At 33.6% G+C, this 15,696-nt stretch carries 19 protein-coding genes, 1 tRNA gene and 1 pseudogene; 16 read left to right on the forward strand and 5 right to left on the reverse strand.

What is annotated here, in order from left to right; translation table 11 throughout:
• The first annotated feature begins 62 nt into the window (after positions 1-62).
• The 6 genes from serC (at position 63) to ACUSJC_RS12780 (ending at position 4,034) form a co-directional block, all read left to right on the forward strand.
• Entirely contained in the window at positions 63-1,133 is a 1,071-nt protein-coding gene (gene serC, locus ACUSJC_RS12755; protein ID WP_449269950.1) for a 3-phosphoserine/phosphohydroxythreonine transaminase, read from the forward strand.
• 37 nt (positions 1,134-1,170) lie between these two features.
• Entirely contained in the window at positions 1,171-2,127 is a 957-nt protein-coding gene (locus ACUSJC_RS12760; RefSeq protein ID WP_449269951.1) for a D-2-hydroxyacid dehydrogenase, read from the forward strand.
• 18 nt (positions 2,128-2,145) lie between these two features.
• Positions 2,146-2,772 carry a DUF937 domain-containing protein gene (locus ACUSJC_RS12765; RefSeq protein WP_449269952.1) on the forward strand — a complete coding sequence of 209 codons (627 nt, stop codon included), beginning with the start codon at positions 2,146-2,148 and terminating at the stop codon, positions 2,770-2,772.
• Positions 2,773-2,852: 80 nt separating this feature from the next.
• Positions 2,853-3,290 (forward strand): DUF6146 family protein, encoded by a 438-nt coding sequence (locus ACUSJC_RS12770; RefSeq protein ID WP_449269953.1) that lies wholly within the window; start codon positions 2,853-2,855, stop codon positions 3,288-3,290.
• A 1-nt stretch (position 3,291) separates the two neighbouring features.
• Positions 3,292-3,624 carry a DUF6787 family protein gene (locus ACUSJC_RS12775; protein ID WP_449269954.1) on the forward strand — a complete coding sequence of 111 codons (333 nt, stop codon included), beginning with the start codon at positions 3,292-3,294 and terminating at the stop codon, positions 3,622-3,624.
• A gap of 20 nt (positions 3,625-3,644) precedes the next feature.
• Positions 3,645-4,034: a hypothetical protein gene (locus ACUSJC_RS12780; protein ID WP_449269955.1), complete on the forward strand. Its 390-nt coding sequence runs from the start codon at positions 3,645-3,647 to the stop codon at positions 4,032-4,034.
• 201 nt (positions 4,035-4,235) lie between these two features.
• Here ACUSJC_RS12780 and ACUSJC_RS12785 read toward each other — a convergent pair whose 3' ends face one another.
• Positions 4,236-4,541: a hypothetical protein gene (locus tag ACUSJC_RS12785; protein WP_449269956.1), complete on the reverse strand. Its 306-nt coding sequence runs from the start codon at positions 4,539-4,541 to the stop codon at positions 4,236-4,238.
• A 56-nt stretch (positions 4,542-4,597) separates the two neighbouring features.
• A complete protein-coding gene (gene msrA / locus ACUSJC_RS12790; protein WP_449269957.1) occupies positions 4,598-5,242 on the reverse strand; it encodes a peptide-methionine (S)-S-oxide reductase MsrA in 645 nt (214 codons plus the stop codon).
• Positions 5,243-5,375: 133 nt separating this feature from the next.
• Between msrA and ACUSJC_RS12795 the strand changes: the two genes are divergently transcribed.
• From ACUSJC_RS12795 to ACUSJC_RS12805, 3 genes are all read left to right on the forward strand, one after another.
• A complete protein-coding gene (locus tag ACUSJC_RS12795; RefSeq protein WP_449269958.1) occupies positions 5,376-6,035 on the forward strand; it encodes an ABC transporter ATP-binding protein in 660 nt (219 codons plus the stop codon).
• A 193-nt stretch (positions 6,036-6,228) separates the two neighbouring features.
• A complete protein-coding gene (locus ACUSJC_RS12800) occupies positions 6,229-6,993 on the forward strand; it encodes a TIGR02757 family protein (RefSeq protein ID WP_449269959.1) in 765 nt (254 codons plus the stop codon).
• A 127-nt stretch (positions 6,994-7,120) separates the two neighbouring features.
• Positions 7,121-7,276, forward strand: a complete 156-nt coding sequence (locus ACUSJC_RS12805) for a DUF1328 domain-containing protein (RefSeq protein WP_449269960.1) — start codon at positions 7,121-7,123, stop codon at positions 7,274-7,276.
• A gap of 86 nt (positions 7,277-7,362) precedes the next feature.
• Here ACUSJC_RS12805 and ACUSJC_RS12810 read toward each other — a convergent pair.
• Positions 7,363-7,436, reverse strand: a tRNA-Ala gene (locus tag ACUSJC_RS12810).
• A pseudogene (locus tag ACUSJC_RS12815) lies at positions 7,414-7,590 on the reverse strand (hypothetical protein); the annotation flags it as partial. The gene ACUSJC_RS12810 and the pseudogene ACUSJC_RS12815, both read right to left, overlap by 23 nt.
• 274 nt (positions 7,591-7,864) lie before the next feature.
• On the opposite strand from ACUSJC_RS12815, the gene ACUSJC_RS12820 reads away from it, so the two are divergent.
• Genes ACUSJC_RS12820 through ACUSJC_RS12850 form a run of 7 tightly spaced genes read left to right on the forward strand, consistent with a single transcriptional unit; the run spans position 7,865 to position 15,385 of the window.
• Entirely contained in the window at positions 7,865-8,767 is a 903-nt protein-coding gene (locus ACUSJC_RS12820) for an ABC transporter ATP-binding protein (RefSeq protein WP_449269961.1), read from the forward strand.
• 3 nt (positions 8,768-8,770) lie between these two features.
• A complete protein-coding gene (locus ACUSJC_RS12825; protein WP_449269962.1) occupies positions 8,771-9,619 on the forward strand; it encodes an ABC transporter permease in 849 nt (282 codons plus the stop codon).
• Between the two features lie 22 nt (positions 9,620-9,641).
• Complete coding sequence (locus ACUSJC_RS12830; RefSeq protein WP_449269963.1) at positions 9,642-11,627, forward strand: choice-of-anchor L domain-containing protein; 1,986 nt, start codon at positions 9,642-9,644, stop codon at positions 11,625-11,627.
• A gap of 4 nt (positions 11,628-11,631) precedes the next feature.
• Positions 11,632-12,642, forward strand: coding sequence for a DHH family phosphoesterase (locus tag ACUSJC_RS12835; RefSeq protein WP_449269964.1), 1,011 nt, complete (start codon positions 11,632-11,634; stop codon positions 12,640-12,642).
• A gap of 1 nt (position 12,643) precedes the next feature.
• Complete coding sequence (gene gldI / locus ACUSJC_RS12840; protein WP_449269965.1) at positions 12,644-13,189, forward strand: gliding motility-associated peptidyl-prolyl isomerase GldI; 546 nt, start codon at positions 12,644-12,646, stop codon at positions 13,187-13,189.
• 15 nt (positions 13,190-13,204) lie between these two features.
• A complete protein-coding gene (locus ACUSJC_RS12845; RefSeq protein WP_449269966.1) occupies positions 13,205-14,299 on the forward strand; it encodes a peptidylprolyl isomerase in 1,095 nt (364 codons plus the stop codon).
• Positions 14,300-14,308: 9 nt separating this feature from the next.
• Entirely contained in the window at positions 14,309-15,385 is a 1,077-nt protein-coding gene (locus ACUSJC_RS12850) for a peptidylprolyl isomerase (protein WP_449270003.1), read from the forward strand.
• A gap of 34 nt (positions 15,386-15,419) precedes the next feature.
• Here ACUSJC_RS12850 and yajC read toward each other — a convergent pair whose 3' ends face one another.
• A complete protein-coding gene (gene yajC, locus ACUSJC_RS12855; RefSeq protein WP_449269967.1) occupies positions 15,420-15,692 on the reverse strand; it encodes a preprotein translocase subunit YajC in 273 nt (90 codons plus the stop codon).
• Positions 15,693-15,696: the final 4 nt, after the last annotated feature.

A 15,696-nucleotide genomic window follows, 5' to 3' on the forward strand; every position in this document is an offset into this window, starting at 1 on the left:
TACCTCTATTTGTTATATTATTTACGAAATTTGCAACGCTATTTAGTTAATTCCAACATAACATGAAAAAACACAATTTTAGTGCTGGTCCTTCAATTTTACCTCAAGAAGTTCTTGAGCAATCAGCACAGGCAGTTTTAAATTTTAATAATTCTGGGCTTTCAATATTAGAAATTTCTCACCGTAGCAAAGACTTCGTTGCCGTAATGGACGAAGCTAGAGATTTAGCCTTAGAACTTTTAGACCTTAAAGGAAAAGGATATCAGGCTTTATTTTTACAAGGTGGGGCAAGTTTGGAATTTTTGATGATTCCTTACAATTTAATGAAAGAAAATGGGAAAGCAGCTTATTTAGACACAGGAACTTGGGCTTCCGGAGCTATTAAACAAGCAAAGGCTTTTGGAGAAACTGTATTGGTTGCTTCATCAAAAGAAGACAATTACTCCTTTATTCCTAAAAATTATGAAATCCCTTCGGATGCAGATTATTTCCACTGCACTTCTAACAATACTATTTTTGGAACACAACTAAAATCTTTCCCTGCAACTAATGTACCGGTGGTTTGTGATATGAGTTCTGATATCTTCTCAAGAGTTTTAGATTTTTCTAAATTTGATATCATTTATGCCGGTGCTCAAAAAAATATGGGACCTGCGGGAACTACATTAGTTATCGTTAAAGAAGAAATCTTAGGAAAATCAGGAAGAAATATTCCTGCTATGCTAGATTACAAACAGCACATTGACAAAGAAAGTATGTACAATACACCTCCTGTATTTGCTGTTTACGCTTCTTTATTAACTTTAAAGTGGTTAAAAGGTTTAGGTGGAGTTGCAGCTATTGAAAAAATCAATACTGAAAAAGCCACCCTTTTATACAACGAAATCGACAGAAATCCATTATTCAAAGGTGTAGCAGCTACAGAAGACCGTTCGTTTATGAATGTTACTTTTGTACTGAACAATGAAGCACACCAAGAAACATTTGACAAAATGTGGAAAGAAGCCGGAATTTCAGGTCTTAACGGACACCGTTCTGTAGGTGGTTACCGTGCATCGATCTATAATGCTTTACCTTTAGAAAGTGTACAAGTATTGGTAGACACTATGAAAAAATTAGAAAAAAACGTTTAATATTTATTGGTAACCCAATAAAAGAATGATAAAAAATATGAAAGTATTAGCAAATGACGGTATTTCTAAAAGCGGAATTAAAGCTTTAGAAAAAGGCGGATTTGAAGTAATAACTACAAAAGTAGCACAAGAACAAGTAGCTAGCTTTATCAATACTCACGATGTAAAAGTAATTTTGGTAAGAAGTGCTACCAAAGTTCGTAAAGATATTATCGATGCTTGCCCGGGATTAAAAATCATCGGTCGCGGTGGTGTGGGTATGGACAACATTGATGTGGATTACGCACGCCAACAAGGTATTCATGTCATTAACACTCCAGCATCTTCATCTGAAAGTGTGGCTGAATTAGTTTTTGGTCACTTATTTAATGGTGTTCGTTTCTTACACGATTCAAACCGAAATATGCCTTTAGAAGGCGACACAAATTTCGACGCTTTAAAGAAAGCTTATGCTAATGGTGTTGAATTAAGAGGTAAAACTTTAGGAATTATCGGTTTTGGTAGAATCGGTCAAGCCGTAGCTAAAATGGCTTTAGGTTTAGGCATGAAAGTAATTGCTGCCGATAAATATATTGACAATGCGGTGATTAAAGTTGATTTCTACAACGGTCAATTCATCAATGTGGATATAAAAACTGAAAGTCTGGAAGACGTAATCAAGCATTCTGATTTTATCACGCTTCACGTTCCGGCACAAGACGGATATGTTATTGCTAAAGAGGAAATCGATATGATGAAAGACGGAGCCGGAATTGTTAACGCTGCTCGTGGTGGTGTTATTGACGAAGTAGCTCTTGTAGAAGCCTTAGACGCTGGAAAATTAAGTTTTGCAGGTTTAGATGTTTTTGAAAACGAACCTACTCCGGCTATGAAAGTTTTAATGAATCCTAAAATTTCATTAACACCACATATCGGTGCAGCGACTAATGAAGCTCAAGATAGAATCGGTACTGAATTAGCAGAACAAATCATCAGTTTATTAAAAAACGAATAAACCTTATAAAATGTAATTATGGCAGGAATTTTAGACTTAGTAAATAGTGATTTAGGAAAACAAATCATTGGAAACATTTCAGAACAAACCGGAATCAGTCAAGCTCAAGCTTCCAATGTAGTTTCTTCAAGCTTACCTGAATTATTAGGTGCTATGCAAGGAAACATGTTGAATGGCGATGGAGCAAACGGATTGTTAAGTGCTTTAACCAGCGGAAAACACGATGGTAGCATTTTAGATAATGTAAGTGGCTTTTTAAACGGTGGCGATTTTTCTGATGGTAGTAAAATTTTAAATCATTTACTAGGTGATAAAACCAATGCCATTGCTACGGGAATTAGCTCAAAAACAGGCGTTAGTTCTAGTATCATTACTAAAATTCTTCCGATGTTAGCCCCTATTATCATGGGCTATTTAGGAAAACAAACGCAAAAAGGAAATGTTTCCAGCACTTCTGATTTGGGAGGTTTACTAGGAAGTTTACTAACAGGCGTGACCAGTGGAAATGCCGGTGGCGGTGATTTATTAAATTCAGTTTTAGATCAAAACGGAGACGGAAAAGTTGATGCAAGTGATGCTATAGCTGCCGTTACCAAAAAGAAAGGTGGTTTAGGAGGATTATTAGGCGGTCTTTTCGGAAAATAATCTCTAAAATATATTTTGTTAAAAGCTCTGATTATGTCAGAGCTTTTTTTTATCTTTAACCATTCTAAATAACATTCTTTTTGAAAGTTTATGTCTACATATTCGCTATTCTTTCGGGATTACTTTTTGCTTGTAATTCTAGTGAAAAAGTAGTGAGTCAAAACAACAACGACAAACCTAAATTAGAAAGTGACACCGTTAGAATTGCAAATGATGAAATTGAATATGAAGTCATTATTATTGATGCCGGATTTACATCGTGGTTCAATTCGTATGCAAAACCCAGAGGCTATTATTCACAGAGTTATTTAGAAACAAGAAACATTTTTTGGGTTACCGAATGGAACAGACGTGTTACAATGCCTTTTCAATACGATCCCAATTTATATGAAATGCAAATCAATTACAATTCAACTACTAATTACGGTTACGAAGTCAATTATATGATATACAATTATTTGGTTTATTTTCAATTGACACACCAACAACGTTTAGGCGGTTTTACACCTCGAATTTAATATGAAGAAACTTAAAGAACGCTGGAATGTTAAAAGCAATCTTCAGCTTACCATCATTTTTATTGTTTTTGCTATAACAGGCTCAACAGCCGCTTATGTTTCTCGTCCGGTAACTGATTTTTTAGGCATTCACAAAGACAGTCTACCCTATTTTATTTATTTACCACTCCGCTTGATCTTAATTTTTCCGCTTTACCAAATTTTGTTAGTATGCATTGGTTTTCTTTTCGGACAATTTCAGTTCTTTTGGAACTTTGAGAAGAAAATGCTCCGAGGAATGAAGTTAGGTTTTATTGCTGATTTTTTTGAACGGAATTCTGATAAAAACAATTAGAATTTAATGCAAATAGGAAAATGAAATTCCATACTTTCATAATCGTTTTTACTTTACTTTCTACCTGTAAAATATTTTCTCAAGAAAGTTTTGAGGGATATATTCTATGTATTGATAATAAACAAATCGCTGAAGAGGCTTACAATGAGTATTATTTTCTTCCTCTTGATTTTAACAAAAATAACATTTCGTTTAATAAAGAAACTTTAGAGCATAAAGATGATAAATTAGAACTTAAAGTTCGGAATTCAGGGGGTAGTAAGTTTTATAAATTTCCATATGTATTTAAAAGTAATGACTGTATAGAGAATCCTCGAAAAGATATTTATTATTATGCTAACTTAAACCTTGATATTGTTTTTTTCATTATAAGAGAAAAGGTTACATCATTAATAATGATTTTTTCTTAAAGAGAATAAAGAAGAATAATTTTTTTGTATGCAAAATTAAATTCCAAGGTTGTGAATTAATAGATAGAGACTATCTAAAATCCAAAATTTTAAAAATATTTGTATATTCAATACAAGAAATTTCTGTTGTAGATGATGATGAAAAGAAGGAAACAATAATTAATCTTATCAAATCATGATTTTAAAAAAAGCCTGAAAAAATCAGGCTTCCTCTTTTACAATAACATACGTATAAATCCACGTTAACGTAAACGTTGGTATAATATCGACGAGCGGAATTAATTCTTCAATAGTTCCAATAATACCCGCGACTTTTCCTTTGGTTCCCTTATACATCAACATCAGCAACAAACCCGAAATAGGCGCCCAAACCACATCTATAGCTTCTCCAAATATAGGTACTACATAAGACAGCATTCCAATCAGGTCAAAAATAATGCTTAAAATTAATTTTGTTTTTTTATTCGAACTTTTAGTTGCCGGTTTTACAGTTATTTCTTCTGCCATTTACGTTTAATTTTTAATTCATCTCTAAATGTATATTCAAAACTAATGCCAATTTTTTACTCCTTTAATTTAGACGAATAGTATTTTCGCAACTTTTCCAGTTTAGGTGCAATCACCATTTGGCAATAGCCTTGAGAAGAATTTTCATTGTAATAATTTTGATGATAGTCTTCTGCTGCATAAAATTCAGATGCCGGACTCACTTTCGTTACAATGGGTTTACTGTATAATTTCTCCTTTTCAATCAGTTGAATATAATGTTCCGCTACTTCCTTTTGAGCTGTTGTGTAATAAAAAATTTCGCTTCGGTATTGTGTTCCCACATCGGCTCCTTGCCTATTTAAAGTTGTAGGATCATGTGTTCCAAAGAAAATCTCTAATAAATCTTCATACGCAACCAACGTTGGATCAAAAGTAATTTGAATTGCTTCCGCATGCCCGGTCGTTCCTGTACAAACTTCTTTATACGTCGGATTTTTAATAGTTCCACCTATATATCCCGAAACTACTTTTTTTACGCCTTTTACCTCCAAAAATAGTGCTTCTGTACACCAAAAACACCCGCCGGCAAAAGTGGCTATCTCATTGTGTTTGTCCATTATAACAGCTATTGGTTCTTTGTTTTCCATTATTTTTTTCTTCTTTTCCTGACCTTGACAAGCGGTCAAAACCAAGAGACTTAAAATTAAGATTCTTTTCATAACATTGCAATTTTATTTCTAAGTTAACCATTACTAAAATTTTAAAAGACAGTTTAACGAATTTTTATCACATTTTTTAACTGCAAACGTAGTTTCATTGCCTCAAAATAAGTTACTTTGTAAAAAATTCGTCATGATAAAAGCCTATAATATTCATAAAAATTACGGAACGCTTCACGTATTAAAAGGCGTGAATCTACATATTCAAAAAGGAGAAATTGTTTCTATCGTGGGAGCTTCCGGTGCCGGAAAAACAACACTTTTACAAATTTTAGGTACTTTAGATCACCCCGATGTGCAAACCGGATCTTCACTGATCATCAACAATGAAGATGTTTTGAAAATGAAGGACAAAAATTTGTCTAAATTCCGTAACCAACATTTAGGATTTATCTTTCAGTTTCACCAATTATTACCGGAATTCACAGCTTTAGAAAATGTGTGCATTCCCGGATTGATTGCCAACAGAAGCAAATCAGAATTAGAAACCGAAGCTAAAAAGTTATTGGAATATTTAGGTCTTTCACACCGAATCAATCACAAACCTAGCGAACTTTCGGGTGGCGAACAACAACGTGTTGCTGTGGCCAGAGCGTTGATTAACAAGCCTGCCGTTATTTTTGCCGATGAACCTTCAGGAAATTTGGACACGCACAGTGCAGAAAATCTGCACCAATTATTTTTTAAACTTCGCGACGAGTTTGGACAAACGTTCGTCATCGTAACGCACAACGAAGATTTAGCCGACATGGCCGACAGAAAACTAACCATGATCGACGGAAATATTGTATAACATCAGAAGCACAGCATTCATTTTTGCAACCACAATTGTCCTGCTGTTCGCTGTATTCCCGCAAAAAATGCGGGCGATGCCGCTTCCATCAGGGCTATACTTCACGTTTTCTGCATAAAACATAAACAAAAAAACGAACGTTGCAATAAAACTACATTTTCTAATTTTCTGCTCGAAGTGACAAAAAAATAAAATGACAAAAAACGAACTCAAAGAATTTTTAGACGAAAAAGTCGAGTTATACAATCGCCCCGATTTTATAACCACCGATCCGTTACAAATTCCGCATTCCTATACATTAAAAGAAGATATTGAAATTGCTGCTTTTTTTGCGGCCAATTTAGCTTGGGGAAACCGCAAAATGATTATCAAAAGCGGACGTAAACTCATGGATATCATGGGAAATTCGCCTTATGATTTTGTTATGAATCACAACGATGCACATTTAGAAAACCTAAATTCTTTTGTCCACCGAACGTTCAACGGCGAAGATGCAAAGACATTTATGAAAGCGCTACGAAACATTTACACCAATCATCAAGGTTTAGAAGCCGTGTTTCAACAATTTCAAAACCACAAAAACCAAGTCGAAAGCATTTCAAACTTCAAACGCATCTTTTTTGAAATTCCGCATTTACAGCGCACCACCAAACACATTTCTGATCCTATGAATAAATCCGCTGCAAAACGGATAAACATGATGCTCCGTTGGTTAGTGCGACAAGACAATACCGGCGTAGATTTAGGTATTTGGAAAACAATTAATCCGGCTTATTTATCTTGTCCGTTAGATGTACATTCAGGAAATGTAGCTCGAAAATTAGGATTGCTTACTCGTAAACAAAACGATTCAAAAGCTTTAGAAGAACTCGATACCAATTTACGTGAAATGGATGCAAAAGATCCTGTAAAATACGATTTTGCTTTATTTGGCTTAGGTGTTTTTGAAGGGTTTTAAACCTATATTTAATTGTTTCCTTAAAGTTATATAACATTCTTATAAAATGTTGTAAAATAACTTCTTGCAGTCCATCGTAACTTTGAAATATCAAAAACAAGTTACTAACCCTTAAAATATAAAGCTTATGTTACGTTGGACAGTTACCTTTATTATTCTAGCTATAGTTGCCGGAATTCTTGGTTTTGGCGGAATTGCAGCCGGAGCCGCACAAATTGCAAAAATCTTATTTTTTATTTTTATCGTTCTCTTTATTCTTTCATTGATAAGGGGACGACGTTAAACGAATACAATTGATCTCATTATAGTTAAGTTAGTTTTGGTTGAAATGAAAATCCCGATGCAAAAATTGTATCGGGATTTTTTATGTGGAGAATATCGGGCTCGAACCGATGACCTCTACGCTGCCAGCGTAGCGCTCTAGCCAACTGAGCTAATCCCCCATTTCTTTTGACGAATGTAGTAAATTTTCAATAAAATTGCTACTCCTCTGGTTGCAAACTTTTTATAATACTTAACTTCCCAATCGATAGCTCCTAAATTTTTTCGACTGATATGGTCTTGTAATCTCCTACCAATATCATCTGTATGACCAACATAATATTTATCTTTTTATTCTGAATATAAAATATACGTTTTAAACATAATATCATAATAAAGATGACCTTCCTGAATTCCATTCGGGACGTTCTACCCAACTGATCTAATTCCTTATTTGAAGTGCAACAAACCTAATGATTTTTTCAATTGCTTTTACATCAGCCCCTTAAAAAAATCCTTCTTATTTTGAATTTGTAACAAAAAAGATAATGATTCGTCTTATACTTAAGAAAATCACAATCGTGATTTTATAACTTCAAAAAAAGATCTATTGGAAACCATTCTTACTATTCAAAACTTAGACAAAGTGTACTCTAATAAAGTACATGCCGTAAAAAATGTTTCGTTTGAAATAAAAAAAGGAAATGTTTATGGAATTTTAGGTCCCAACGGTTCTGGAAAATCAACTACTTTGGGAATTGTTCTAAATGTTGTCAATAAAACTTCTGGCGATTATCAGTGGTTTGATGGCAAAATGCAAACACATGATGCTTTAAAAAAAGTAGGAGCCATTATTGAACGTCCTAATTTTTATCCGTATATGAGTGCCGAAGAAAATTTGGCTTTGGTATGTAAAATTAAAGATGTTCCAAAAGCTAAAATAACTGAAAAATTGGAGTTAGTTGGACTTTTAGAACGTAAAGATAGTAAATTCAAAACGTTTTCATTAGGAATGAAACAACGCTTGGCTATTGCTTCTGCCCTTTTAAACGATCCTGAAATTTTGATTTTGGACGAACCCACCAATGGTTTAGATCCGCAAGGAATTCGACAAATTCGTGATTTAATTAAAATCATTGCCGCTCAAGGAACTACTATTTTATTAGCTTCACACCTTTTGGACGAAGTCGAGAAAGTATGCAGTCATGTGGTGGTTTTGCGAAAAGGTGAAATGTTGTACCAAGGAACCGTAAATGAAATGGTTTCCAGCGAAGGTTTCTTTGAATTACAATGCGAAAACATGGAACATTTACACGAAACTTTAAATTCGCATGAAGCTGTTGAATCTGTAAAAATGGAATACGATAGACTATTGGTTTACCTAAAATCAGAACTTAAAGCTGATGATTTGAATTCGTATCTGTTTTCCAAAGGAATTACTTTAACTCATTTAGTCAAACGCAAAAACAGCTTAGAAGAACAATTCTTGCAATTAACTAACCAACACGCTTAATTTATGTATCGTTTACTTTCTATAGAATTTCAAAAAATATTCAAAAACAGAGCCAGTAAAATATTGGTTATCCTTTATTTTTCTTTATTATTTTTACTATTCTTAATTAGTAATATCGAGTTTGATTTAGGACCAATTCATATTAATATTGCCGATCAAGGAATTTTCAATTTCCCGTTTATTTGGCATTTCAACGCTTATGTAGCTGATTATTTTAAAATATTTTTGGCTGTTGTTATCGTATCAATGATGGCAAATGAATATACTTACGGCACTTTAAAACAAAATTTAATTGATGGTTTAAGCAAAAAAGAAGTCATTCTCAGTAAATTTTTGACTGTTATTGCTCTTTCTTTTATCTCAACGCTTTTTGTATTTATCATCACCTTAATTTTAGGACTTCGATTTTCTTCTTACAATGAAGTTTCCATTATTTTTTCCCAATTGGAATACGTTTTAGGCTATTTTATCAAACTGGTTACTTTTTTCTCATTCTGTTTGTTCTTAAGTGTTTTGATTAAACGTTCCGCTTTTGCATTAGGTTTTTTAATCTTTTGGTCGATGTTTGAATTTTTTAGCCATGGAATTTTAAAATATGTCATCCTTAAAGAAAGTAAAGACGATATTACTTTAATCGATAAAATTTATGATTTTTTTCCATTAGAAGCCATGTCTAATATTGTAGTGGAGCCTTATTCCAGATTAAATTTCGTAAAAACTATTGGAAATCAAGTAGGAATAGAAAACATTAAAGATTATAGCGTTCATTTTTCAACTCTTTTAGTTGCTTTAATTTGGACATTTATCTTTATTTTCTTGTCATACCGATTATTAGAAAAACGAGATTTGTAGTATCTTTGCCGATACTATGAAAATGAAAATATTTTTAGTTTTTTTACTATCTTTTTTGAGCTTTCAACAATTAGAAGCCCAATATATTACTGTAGATGATACTTATACTGCTGCCGATCTAGTCAACAATGTTCTTTTTTCCGGTTCATGCGCGTCGGTAAGTAATGTTTCCGTTTCGGGTGGAAATTTTGGAAGCGGACAACAAAGTTGGGGCTATTTTGATGGCAACGGAAGTAGCTTTCCCTTTCAAAACGGAATTATTTTAAGTTCCGGAAAAATTGATAATGCTCCAGGACCGAATAGCTATATTTCTGATGATGGTGCCAATATAGGTTGGGGAGGCGATACTGATTTGAACCGAGCTTTAAATATCTCCAATTCATTAAATGCAACAGTTCTAGAATTTGATTTCATTCCAGTCGGAACACAAATCAGTTTCAACTATATTTTTTCATCTGAGGAATATCACGGAACAGCAACGTGTACCTATTCGGATGGTTTTGCCTTTCTTTTAAAAGAAGTAGGAAGCTCAACCTATCAAAATTTAGCAGTTCTTCCGGGAACTAACACTCCCGTAAAAGTAACTAATGTACATCCTGATATACCAGGAGGTTGTAGTGCCCAAAATGAACAATATTTTGATGCATTCAATGGTGTCAATCATCCTACCAATTACAACGGACAAACGGTTAGCATGACAGCACAAGCCAATGTAAATCCGGGATCAACTTACCACATTAAATTAGTGATTGCTGACGAAGGTAATTATCGCTATGATTCTGCTATATTTTTACAGGGAGGGAGTTTTAATTTTGGATTAGATTTAGGTGACGACCGAACTGTAGCAAACGGAAACCCGTTATGCTCTACAGATAGTCCTTTTACTATAGGTGAAGCTATTCCGGGAGCAACTTATCAATGGTATCAAGATAATGTTCTTTTAGTTGGTGAAACCAATGCTACTTTAGATGTAACTACCGACGGAAATTACAAAGTAGAAATCAGTATAGGAACCTGTCCTCCTTCTTCATCTGATATTGATTTGGAATTTGCTCCGGTTTTACATATCAATCAAAACGATTTCACAGAATGCGATGCTGATGACAATCAAGATGGCATGACTTCCTTTAATTTAAACAATATTGCGAATCAGTTGTTTACCAATTTACCTTCAAGTTTTCAAGTGAACTTTTACGAAATAGGTTCTAGTTCACCTTTACCTAGTAATTACACTAATACAACACCTTTCCAACAAATCATTAATGCACGAATTTCAAATGTAAATTGTTATAGTGATTTTCCCGTAACACTTAATGTAAATACTTTTGTCGAAAATATTAATGATGTTACCATTGGATTATGTAATACCAATTCTGAAATTTTAGAAGCTGATTCAGGATTTAGCAGTTATTTATGGGATGATGGTTCAACCACTTCTTCTATAACTGTTAGTACTGCCGGAACTTACACCGTTCAAATTACAAACAGCCAAAACTGCACTAAAATTAAAACTTTCTACGTTGTAGGCTCCGAAATAGCAACCATAACCAATATTGAAATCAATGATTTTGCTTCTAATAATACTGCTACGATATTAGTAACCGGAACTGGCAATTATGAATATTCACTAGACGGAATTCACTACCAAGACATCTCTACTTTCGAACACTTAGAAGAAGGAGAATATACTGTTTATGTTCAAGATAAAAATGGTTGCGGAATAGCTGTCGATACATTCTACATACTAAATTATCCTAAGTATTTTACTCCTAATGGCGATGGTTATAATGACTATTGGAATATTAAAAATATGGATAAACGAGGACTGCAAACTAGCAAAATTTATATCTTTGATAGATTTGGAAAACTAATTAAACAAATTGCTCCTGAAGGATTAGGCTGGGACGGTACATCTAATGGATATCAACTTCCTGCTTCTGACTATTGGTTTACTGCAAAACTCACTAATGGCAGAACGATTAAAGGACATTTTGCTTTAAAAAGATAATTTTATGTTTACACCTTTAGAAATTTCTCAATTACAAGAAATACTTTCTCAACCTAAAAAAATCAGTATTGTTTCTCATAGAAATCCTGATGGTGATGCTATGGGTTCCTCTCTTGGCTTGCTACATTTCTTAGAACAATTGCAACATGAGGTTACTTATATTTCACCGAATGATTATCCTGATTTCTTAGCTTGGTTACCCAATACTCAAAATGTAGTCATCTTTGAAAAAGAAACAGACAAAGCTTCTGAAATTCTAAAAAAATCAGATTACGTTTTTACACTAGATTTTAATGCTTTGCACAGAACCGGTGACTTCATGGGCGCTTTTATGGAAAACTTAAATGCTCCTATGATTTTAATAGATCACCACGAGTTGCCTCATAGTTACGCAAAATTCTTATTTTCTGATACTAGCTATGGTTCTACGTGCCAAATGATCTATGATTTTATCAATGCTTTGGGTTACAATCATTTGATCAATAAAGAAGTGGCAACTTGCATTTACACCGGTATTTTAACGGATTCGGGCGGATTTAGATTTCCAAAAACGACTCCCGAAACCCATCGTTGTGTAGCTGAACTTATTGAAAGAGGCGTAAATAATTCAGAAGTTTACAATTTATTATATGATAACTCCACTTATAACCGTTTACAACTTTTAGGCAGAGCCTTACAAAACCTTAAAGTTTTACCGGAATACAATGCATCATACATCACTTTAAGTCAGGAAGAATTGGATAGTTTTAACTACCAAAAAGGTGACACCGAAGGCATTGTAAATTACGGATTGACCATCAAAGGAATTCACGTAACTGCCATTTTTATTGAAAATAAAGATGAGGGTATCGTCAAAATATCATTCCGATCACAAGAAAATTTTGATGTTAATCAATTTGCACGTAATCATTTTAATGGCGGCGGACACATTAATGCTGCCGGTGGAAAATCTTTTTCCAGTTTGGAAGAAACCGTAAACCAATTTATTGCTATTTTAGCAAAAGAAAACGCTTAATATGAAAATTGTACTGAGAATACTAGCTTTAGGCTTATTAGTAACCGCTTGTTCGCAGCAGCAAGCTCGTAAACCGCTTTCGCATACCAATGGAACTTTTATCAAAGAATCTATTGAGCGAAATAAAAAGTTGGTAGCCGATGAAGAAAAATTGATTGCTGAAATTATCAAAAATGATACTTTAAAAGAATATTTAGCTTCTTCTAAAGGATATTGGTACAAATATGACTTAAAAGCTGAAGAAATCACTGCTTCTCCTATAAGAGGGGACATCGCTTTTTTTGATTATGAAGTTCGCGATTTAAATAATGCTGTGATCTATTCTAAAGAAGAATTGAAATCTCAAAAATACTACGTTGATAAAGAAAATATCATGATGGGACTTCGCGATGGTATTAAACTAATGAAAAAAGGCGAACAAGTTACTTTCATATTTCCGTCTTATATGGGATATGGCTATCATGGAGATGATAATAAAATTTCTTCTAATCAACCTTTAATTTGTATTGTTACTCTTAACGACATACGAAAAGACTCCGTTCATTAATTCAAACCTTAATAAATGAAAAACGTAAAAAAAGTTTTATTAGCACTAATTGCATCTATTTCTTTCTTTTCTTGTAGCGATAAATACAAAGATTTAGGAGATGGTTTATATGCCGATATTGAAACCTCAAAAGGAGATATTATCGTTCAGTTAGAATTTGAAAAAACGCCTATTACCGTTGCTAATTTTGTAGCATTAGCTGAGGGAAAAAATCCTTTCGTAGAATCACAATACAAAGGAAAACCTTTCTATGATGGATTAAAATTCCACCGTGTCATTGCCGATTTTATGATTCAAGGTGGTGATCCTCTCGGTGATGGATCAGGAGATCCGGGATATAAATTTAAAGATGAATTTCATCCTGATCTTAAACATGATAAAGCAGGAATTTTATCTATGGCAAATGCAGGTCCGGGAACCAATGGTAGTCAATTCTTCATTACTCATAAAGAAACCCCTTGGCTAGATAATATGCACACTGTTTTTGGTCATGTTGTTGAAGGACAAGATATTGTTAATGCTATTGTTCAAGATGATGTCATCAAAAAAGTAACTATTATTGCTAAAGGGAACGAGGCTAAAAAATTTGATGCTGTAAAAATCTTTAAAGATTATTATAGTGTTGAAGCTGAGAACCAAAAGAAAGCAGCCGAAGCTTTAGAAGTAGCTAAAAAAGAACAAGTAATAAAAATTAATGCTATAACAATGAATGGTACTAAAACAGCTTCCGGTTTAGTATATTCTATTGAAAAAGGCAATGGTAAAAAGCCAGCTAACGGACAAGAAGTTTTTGTACAGTATGCAGGCTATTTAACTAATGGAGAATTATTCGACACAAGTGTTGAAGCTATTGCTGAAAAATTTGGCAAGTTAGACGCTAGAAAAGCTGCTGCTCAAGCTTACAAACCATTCCCCTTTAACTACGGAACCAAACAAGGTTTAATCCCGGGATTTATTGAAGCACTAGATTTACTTTCTTTTGGTGATAAAGGAACTTTTTACATTCCTGCAAGATTAGGTTATGGAGCTCAAGGAGCCGGAGATGTTATTCCGCCAAATACTGATATTGTTTTTGAAATTGAATTATTTGAATCTTTACCAAACCAATAAAAAATGAAAATGTTTAAACAATTTACAGCAGCTCTTGTATTATTTGCTGCTGTGATCAACGCTCAACATAAAAAAGAAGACGGCCTTTTTGCAGAAATTAAAACCAATAAAGGAACTATTCTTCTTGCTTTAGAATATCAGAAAACACCAATTACTGTAGCCAACTTTGTTAGTTTAGCAGAAGGTAAAAATAGTTTTGTTGCTGAGAATTTAAAGAAGAAACCTTTTTATGACGGATTAAAATTTCACCGTGTCATTGCTAATTTTATGATTCAAGGTGGCGATCCTGATGGAACCGGTTCAGGTGGTCCAGGTTATAAATTTACAGACGAAGTTACCGATTTAATGCATGAAGGTCCGGGAATTTTATCTATGGCAAATGCTGGAGCCGGTACTAATGGAAGTCAATTCTTCATTACACACAAAGAAACTGCATGGCTAGATGGAAAACACACTGTTTTTGGTCACGTTGTAGAAGGTCAGGATGTCGTTGACAAAATTGCTCAGGACGATGTAATCGAAAAGATAACAATTATTAGAAACGGTAAAGATGCTAAAAAATTTAAAGCTGAAAAAGTTTTTAAAGCTTACATGGAAAACAAGGAAGCTGAAGACAAAAGAATTGCTGCCTTAAATGATGAAAATCGTAAAAACTTTGCTAAAATAAAAGAAGAAAAAAGAAAAAAAGAAGCTGAAGAAGCAGCCAAAAGATTAGCTGAGGCAAAAGAAAAAGTTTTAAAAGAATTTGAGGCTGGAACAACTACAGACAGTGGTTTAAAATATATTGTTTTATCAGAAGGAACAGGCATACAACCTACAGTAGAAAGTACTGTTAAAGTTCATTATACAGGAATGCTTTTAGACGGGAAAGTTTTTGATAGCAGCGTACAAAGAGGTGAGCCTGTTGAATTTCCTTTAAAAAGAGTTATTCCAGGTTGGACCGAAGGTGTACAACTGATGAAACAAGGTGCTAAATACAAATTTTACATTCCTTCTAATCTAGCATATGGCGAAAGAGGCGCCGGTGGCGTTATTCCTCCAAATGCTGATTTGATTTTTGAAGTAGAATTACTTGAAGTTAAATAATAAAAAAATCCCAAACTAAAGTTTGGGATTTTTTTTATTTCTTCTCATTCAGTTTAGCTGTCATTTCCATTGACAACGCTGATTTTTCCATTTTAATTTTGCCTGCCATAGTTTCTATTACCATAGTAGTGTCACTTAATTCTGCAATTTTTCCATGAATTCCTGCTTTTGTGATAATTCGATCTCCAACTTTTAGTTCGCTTTCAAAAGCTTTTTCTTTTTTAGCTCTTTGTTGTTGCGGACGAATTAATAAAAAATAGAAAATTGCTATCATTAATAGCAACTGGCCTATTACCATTGGACTCATAATT

The organism is Flavobacterium sp. U410, assembly GCF_053570605.1.

What these genes read in the sequence shown, in the direction of transcription:
- ACUSJC_RS12760 (WP_449269951.1), top strand. Translation starts at nt 1,171, where the DNA reads ATGAAAGTATTAGCAAATGACGGTATTTCTAAAAGCGGAATTAAAGCT.
- ACUSJC_RS12850 (WP_449270003.1), top strand. Translation starts at nt 14,309, where the DNA reads ATGTTTAAACAATTTACAGCAGCTCTTGTATTATTTGCTGCTGTGATC.
- yajC (WP_449269967.1), bottom strand. Translation starts at nt 15,692, where the DNA reads ATGAGTCCAATGGTAATAGGCCAGTTGCTATTAATGATAGCAATTTTC.
- ACUSJC_RS12800 (WP_449269959.1), top strand. Translation starts at nt 6,229, where the DNA reads ATGACAAAAAACGAACTCAAAGAATTTTTAGACGAAAAAGTCGAGTTA.
- ACUSJC_RS12780 (WP_449269955.1), top strand. Translation starts at nt 3,645, where the DNA reads ATGAAATTCCATACTTTCATAATCGTTTTTACTTTACTTTCTACCTGT.
- ACUSJC_RS12775 (WP_449269954.1), top strand. Translation starts at nt 3,292, where the DNA reads ATGAAGAAACTTAAAGAACGCTGGAATGTTAAAAGCAATCTTCAGCTT.
- ACUSJC_RS12765 (WP_449269952.1), top strand. Translation starts at nt 2,146, where the DNA reads ATGGCAGGAATTTTAGACTTAGTAAATAGTGATTTAGGAAAACAAATC.
- ACUSJC_RS12825 (WP_449269962.1), top strand. Translation starts at nt 8,771, where the DNA reads ATGTATCGTTTACTTTCTATAGAATTTCAAAAAATATTCAAAAACAGA.
- gldI (WP_449269965.1), top strand. Translation starts at nt 12,644, where the DNA reads ATGAAAATTGTACTGAGAATACTAGCTTTAGGCTTATTAGTAACCGCT.
- ACUSJC_RS12805 (WP_449269960.1), top strand. Translation starts at nt 7,121, where the DNA reads ATGTTACGTTGGACAGTTACCTTTATTATTCTAGCTATAGTTGCCGGA.
- ACUSJC_RS12785 (WP_449269956.1), bottom strand. Translation starts at nt 4,541, where the DNA reads ATGGCAGAAGAAATAACTGTAAAACCGGCAACTAAAAGTTCGAATAAA.
- msrA (WP_449269957.1), bottom strand. Translation starts at nt 5,242, where the DNA reads ATGAAAAGAATCTTAATTTTAAGTCTCTTGGTTTTGACCGCTTGTCAA.
- ACUSJC_RS12835 (WP_449269964.1), top strand. Translation starts at nt 11,632, where the DNA reads ATGTTTACACCTTTAGAAATTTCTCAATTACAAGAAATACTTTCTCAA.
- serC (WP_449269950.1), top strand. Translation starts at nt 63, where the DNA reads ATGAAAAAACACAATTTTAGTGCTGGTCCTTCAATTTTACCTCAAGAA.
- ACUSJC_RS12845 (WP_449269966.1), top strand. Translation starts at nt 13,205, where the DNA reads ATGAAAAACGTAAAAAAAGTTTTATTAGCACTAATTGCATCTATTTCT.
- ACUSJC_RS12830 (WP_449269963.1), top strand. Translation starts at nt 9,642, where the DNA reads ATGAAAATATTTTTAGTTTTTTTACTATCTTTTTTGAGCTTTCAACAA.
- ACUSJC_RS12795 (WP_449269958.1), top strand. Translation starts at nt 5,376, where the DNA reads ATGATAAAAGCCTATAATATTCATAAAAATTACGGAACGCTTCACGTA.